This is a genomic window from Streptomyces sp. Isolate_45 (assembly GCF_024721315.2).
Taxonomy (GTDB): domain Bacteria; phylum Actinomycetota; class Actinomycetes; order Streptomycetales; family Streptomycetaceae; genus Streptomyces.
In genome coordinates this window covers 1-4496 of sequence record NZ_JANFAK020000300.1, presented here as the reverse complement: position 1 = coordinate 4496, position 4496 = coordinate 1, and the positions used below count along the sequence as shown (strand labels likewise).

Here is a 4496-nt window from a genome sequence, read left to right as displayed (position 1 = left end):
CAGCGGCGGCGGGAGGCGCGGCGGACGCGGCGACGGCGGCAGCGGGTACGGGGGCAACCGGTGCGGGGGCGTCGGCGGGGGCCGCGGCCTGCGCCGCGTCCCGGGCCAGGGAGATCCCGGCGGGGCGGCGCTCGGGTTCCGGGTCGCCCGGGTCGCCCGGGTCACCCCAGGAGACGCGTACGTCGCGGGGGCCGCCGAAGCCGGCCTGGTGCGCGGGGTCGGCCTGCCAACCCGCCGACGCGGGCCGGGGTTCGGGTTCCGGTTCGGGGAGCGCCTCGGTCACGGAGGTCTGGTCGAGGAACACCGGCCCGGTCTCGTCCGCGGGGGCGGCGGGGCGGCTCGTACCCGGCACCCAGGCCGCGCCGTTCCAGTACCGGACGTACCCGGGGATGGACGGGTCGGGGTAGTAGCCCTCGCGGGCAGCGTGATCGCCGTCACCAGGGGAGGCCGTCAATGTCCCCAACTCCGATCGTGGCTTGAGGCTTGTGCAGGGGAGGACCCAAGGGGAGGACCATAGCCAAGAACCCCCTCCCGACAGGTCCGGTAACGGGAGATTCCAAGCCTTCGGGCGAACCTCGGCCCTTTATTCGCCCCGCGACGGCCGCGCGGCGGCCCCGGACGGTCCCGCGGCGGTCCCGGGCCGGGCACTCACCGACGCACATCGGCACACAACGGAACGTACCGACACACAACGGCACGCACCGGCCTCGGCGGATCGACCCTGCCCGACCCCGAGCATCGAATTCCGGTCAGTCGAAAGATTTCGGCCAATTCACGGTTCGTCGTCCGGAGTCGCGTCATCGCCGGCCCCCGGGACGCTCTCTGCGGGTGTGGGGCCCGGTCCGGCCCCGCGCCAGGACACGAACGCACCGAAGTGAGGCCGTCATGCACCACCCCGTCATCGAACGCGAGCTGGAACTCAAGCTGGTCCTGTCCCCCGAGCGCGCCATCGCCGTCCCCGCCCGCCTGCTCTACCTCCTCGACGACCCGTTCGCGGTGCACATCACCTTCCACACCGGCTCCAGCACCCCCGTCAACTGGACGTTCGCCCGCGAGCTGCTCGTCGAGGGGGTGTTCCGTCCGTGCGGGCACGGGGACGTCCGGATCTGGCCGACGAAGATCGACAACAAGGCGGTCCTGTGCATGGCCCTCAGCTCCCCCGACGGCGACGCCCTGCTGGAGGCGCCGGCCGGTTCCGTCTCCGCCTGGCTGGAACGGACCCTGCGCGTGGTCCCGCCGGGGACCGAGGCCGACCGGCTCGGCCTGGACGCGGCACTGGCGGAACTGCTCGCCCCGACCCCGGCCGACGACCTGTGGCTGCGGGACCCGTGGCCCTCGGACGAGTCGGCGGACGGGGACGCGTGATGCGGGGACGTTCAGTGCGGGGACGTGCGGTGCCGGGACATGCGGTGCCCGGTGCGGTGCGCGGCTCCCGGCGGGTCGCGTCAGAAGAGCTTGCCCGGGTTCAGCAGGCCGAGCGGGTCGAAGGCGTGCTTGACGTTGCGCTGCATCTCCAGTCCCACCGGCCCCAGTTCGCGGGCCAGCCACTCCTTCTTCAGGACGCCGACGCCGTGTTCGCCGGTGATGGTGCCGCCCAGCTCCAGCCCCAGCGCCATGATCGCGTCGAAGGATTCGCGGGCCCGCCGCACCTCGTCCTCGTCGGCCGGGTCGAAGCAGACGACCGGGTGGGTGTTGCCGTCGCCCGCGTGCGCGCAGACGCCGATGAGCAGGTCGTACGTCCGGGCGATGGCGGCCGTGCCGTCGAGCATCTCGGCGAGCCGCGACCGCGGGACGCACACGTCGTCGATCATCGTCGCGGGCCGCAGCGCCTCCAGCGCGGTCAGGGACATCCGCCGTGCCTGGAGCAGCAGTTCGGACTCCGCCTCGTCCTCGGCGGGGACTACCGCGGTGGCGCCGGCGGCCGTGCACAGGGCGGAGACGGCGTCGAGCCCGGCGGCGGCGTCCGGGGTGTCGAAGGCGGCCAGCAGCAGGGCCTCGGTGCTCTCGGGCAGGCCCATCTTCCCGAGCGCGTTGACGGCGCGGACGGTCGTACGGTCCATCAGCTCCAGCAGCGAGGGCGCCAGGCCCGCCTCCATGACCGCGCACACGGCCTCGCAGGCGGCGGCGACGGAGGGGAACTCGGCGGCCAGCGCCAGCTGCCGGGGCGGCGCCGGCCGCAGCGCGAGGACGGCCCGGACGACGACGCCGAGGCTGCCCTCGGAGCCCACGAACAACCGGGTCAGGTCGTATCCGGCGACCCCCTTGGCCGTGCGCCGCCCGGTGCGCATCAGCCGCCCGTCGGCCAGGACCACGTCGAGGCCGAGCACGTACTCGGCGGTGACCCCGTACTTGACGCAGCACAGGCCGCCCGAGGCGGTGCCGATGTTCCCGCCGATGGTGCACTGCTCCCAGCTGGAGGGGTCGGGCGGGTAGTACAGGCCCTGCTCGGCGACCGCCCGCGAGAGCACGGCGTTGACCACTCCGGGCTCGACGACGGCGATCCGGTCGACGGCGGAGATCTCCAGGATGCGGTCCATCTTGACGAGGGACAGCACGATGCAGCCGTCGGCGGCGTTGGCGCCCCCGGACAGGCCCGTACGGGCGCCCTGCGGGACGACGGGGACCCGGAGGGCGGTGGCGGTGCGCAGGACGTGCTGGACCTGTTCGACGGTCCGGGGCAGGACGACGACGGCGGGGGTGCCGGCGGCGCAGAAGCTCGCCATGTCGGTGGAGTAGGAGGCGGTCACCTGAGGGTCGGTCAGGAGGGCTTCGGGAGGGAGTCCTTCGGCGAGGCGCGCGAAGAGCCGTGCGGAGAGGTCATCAGCCATGGGGCCAGCGTGACAGCCGGGGCCATCGGTGTGAACACGGCCGCGACCGGCTTCGGACACCTCGGCGCGCTCTTCATATTGACGCACAGTGACCCCATGGACCGTATCGACGAGGAATCGCAGCAGCCCGCGCCGCCCGTGACCTTCACCGGCCGCAAGACGGTCGTGGCGGCCGCGGTCGCCGTGGTCCTGATCGCGGGCGCCCTGCTGATCCGCCCGGCCCGCACGGCCGACGACGCCCGGCCGCCGGGCCCCACCGAGCGGGCCGCCTCGGCGGTCGGCATGGGCGCACCGCCGGCGGCGGTGGACCTGACGGCGCTGGTGGCGGACCGGGAGCAGTGGGTCGCGGGGCATCCCGAGGACGACGCGTCGTGGGCGGTGCTCGGGTCGGCGTACCTGGAACAGTCGCGGCGCACGGCCGATCCCGGCTGGTTCCCTAAGGCGGAGAACGCCCTCAAGCGGTCACTGGGCGTACGGCCCGCGGAGAAGGGCAACTTCGACGCGATGACGGGCATGGGCGCGCTGGCCAACGCCCGGCGGGACTTCGGGACGGGCAAGAAGTGGGGCGAGCTGGTCCGGGCGCAGGCGCCGAAGCGCTGGACGGCGTACCCCGTCCTGGTGGACGCGTACACGGGCCTCGGCGACTACAAGGCCGCGGAGAAGGCGATGGAGCGGCTGTCGGAGCTGCGGCCGGGCCTGGTGTCGCACCTGAGGGCCGCCCAGGTCTACCGGGACCGGGGCTGGCGCGAGGACGCGGTGGTGTCGTTGGAGCACGCGGCGGGCGCGGCGAAGGCGCCCGCGGAGAAGGCGTACGTCCTGTACCGGCTCGGGGAGATGTCCTGGGAGCGGGGCGAGACGGCGGAGGCGATGCGGCAGTTCGAGGCCGCGCTGCGGACGGACCCGGCGCAGTCGGACGCGCTGGGCGGCCGGGCCCGCGCCCTGGCCGCGCTGGGCCGCTCCGGCGAGGCGGTGCGGGACTACCGGCTGGCGCTGGGCCGGACCCCGGCGCCGCGGCTGGCGCTGGAGCTGGGTGAGCTGTTGCAGTCGCTGGGTCGGGACGAGGAGGCGCGCGCGCCGTACGAGTCGCTGTCGGCGCTGGCGGCGCGCGGCACCACGAACGGGGTGAACGAGGAGCTGGTGCTCGGCTTGTTCGAGGCGGACCACGGCGACGCGTCGGCGGCGGTGCGCCGGTTGTCGGCGGAGTGGTCGCGGCACAAGAGCGTGCAGGTCGCGGACGCGTTGGGGTGGGCCCTGCACAGGCTGGGCGAGGACGCGGCGGCGCTGGAGTACGCGAAGAAGGCCACCGAGCCGGGGCTGCGCAACGCCGAGTTCTCCTACCACCGGGCGATGATCGAGCGGGGTCTGGGCGACGACGAGGCGGCCCGCCGGCACCTCCAGGAGACGCTGCGGACGAACCCGCTCTTCTCCCCGGTGCGGGGACCGTTGGCCAAGGAGGCGCTGGCCGCGATCGGGCAGCAGGCCGCGGGCGGCCCGGAGAACATGCAGCCCAGCAAGCCGTGGGTGGCGCCGGAGATGCCCAAGCCCCGCCCGAAGCCCAAGCCGAAGCCCAAACCGGAGCCGGCCCCGAAGGCGGACCCGAAGGCGGAACCCAAACCGGACCCGAAGGCGGAACCCAAGGTGGACGCGAAGCCGGGCGCCCCGGGGCCC

General features: G+C 74.2%; 4 protein-coding genes. 2 read left to right on the top strand and 2 right to left on the bottom strand.

Annotated elements, in window-relative coordinates; translation table 11 throughout:
- Nucleotides 1-454, bottom strand: a 454-nt coding sequence (locus tag NOD94_RS40315; RefSeq protein WP_281211219.1) for a DUF2510 domain-containing protein, incomplete at its 3' end; no start/stop codon positions are given.
- A gap of 431 nt (nucleotides 455-885) precedes the next feature.
- On the opposite strand from NOD94_RS40315, the gene NOD94_RS40310 reads away from it, so the two are divergent.
- Nucleotides 886-1365: an SsgA family sporulation/cell division regulator gene (locus NOD94_RS40310; RefSeq protein WP_281211218.1), complete on the top strand. Its 480-nt coding sequence runs from the start codon at nucleotides 886-888 to the stop codon at nucleotides 1363-1365.
- Nucleotides 1366-1445: 80 nt separating this feature from the next.
- On the opposite strand, the gene NOD94_RS40305 is transcribed toward NOD94_RS40310, so the two are convergent.
- On the bottom strand, nucleotides 1446-2828 hold the full coding sequence (locus NOD94_RS40305) for an FAD-linked oxidase C-terminal domain-containing protein (RefSeq protein ID WP_281211217.1): 1383 nt from the start codon (nucleotides 2826-2828) through the stop codon (nucleotides 1446-1448).
- 96 nt (nucleotides 2829-2924) lie between these two features.
- Here NOD94_RS40305 and NOD94_RS40300 point away from each other — a divergent pair.
- On the top strand, nucleotides 2925-4496 hold a 1572-nt coding region (locus NOD94_RS40300; protein WP_281211216.1), incomplete at its 3' end, for a tetratricopeptide repeat protein.

Bases quoted from the DNA above. Each gene is read 5' to 3' on its own strand.
- NOD94_RS40310 (WP_281211218.1), top strand. From the start codon at position 886: ATGCACCACCCCGTCATCGAACGCGAGCTGGAACTCAAGCTGGTCCTG.
- NOD94_RS40305 (WP_281211217.1), bottom strand. From the start codon at position 2,828: ATGGCTGATGACCTCTCCGCACGGCTCTTCGCGCGCCTCGCCGAAGGA.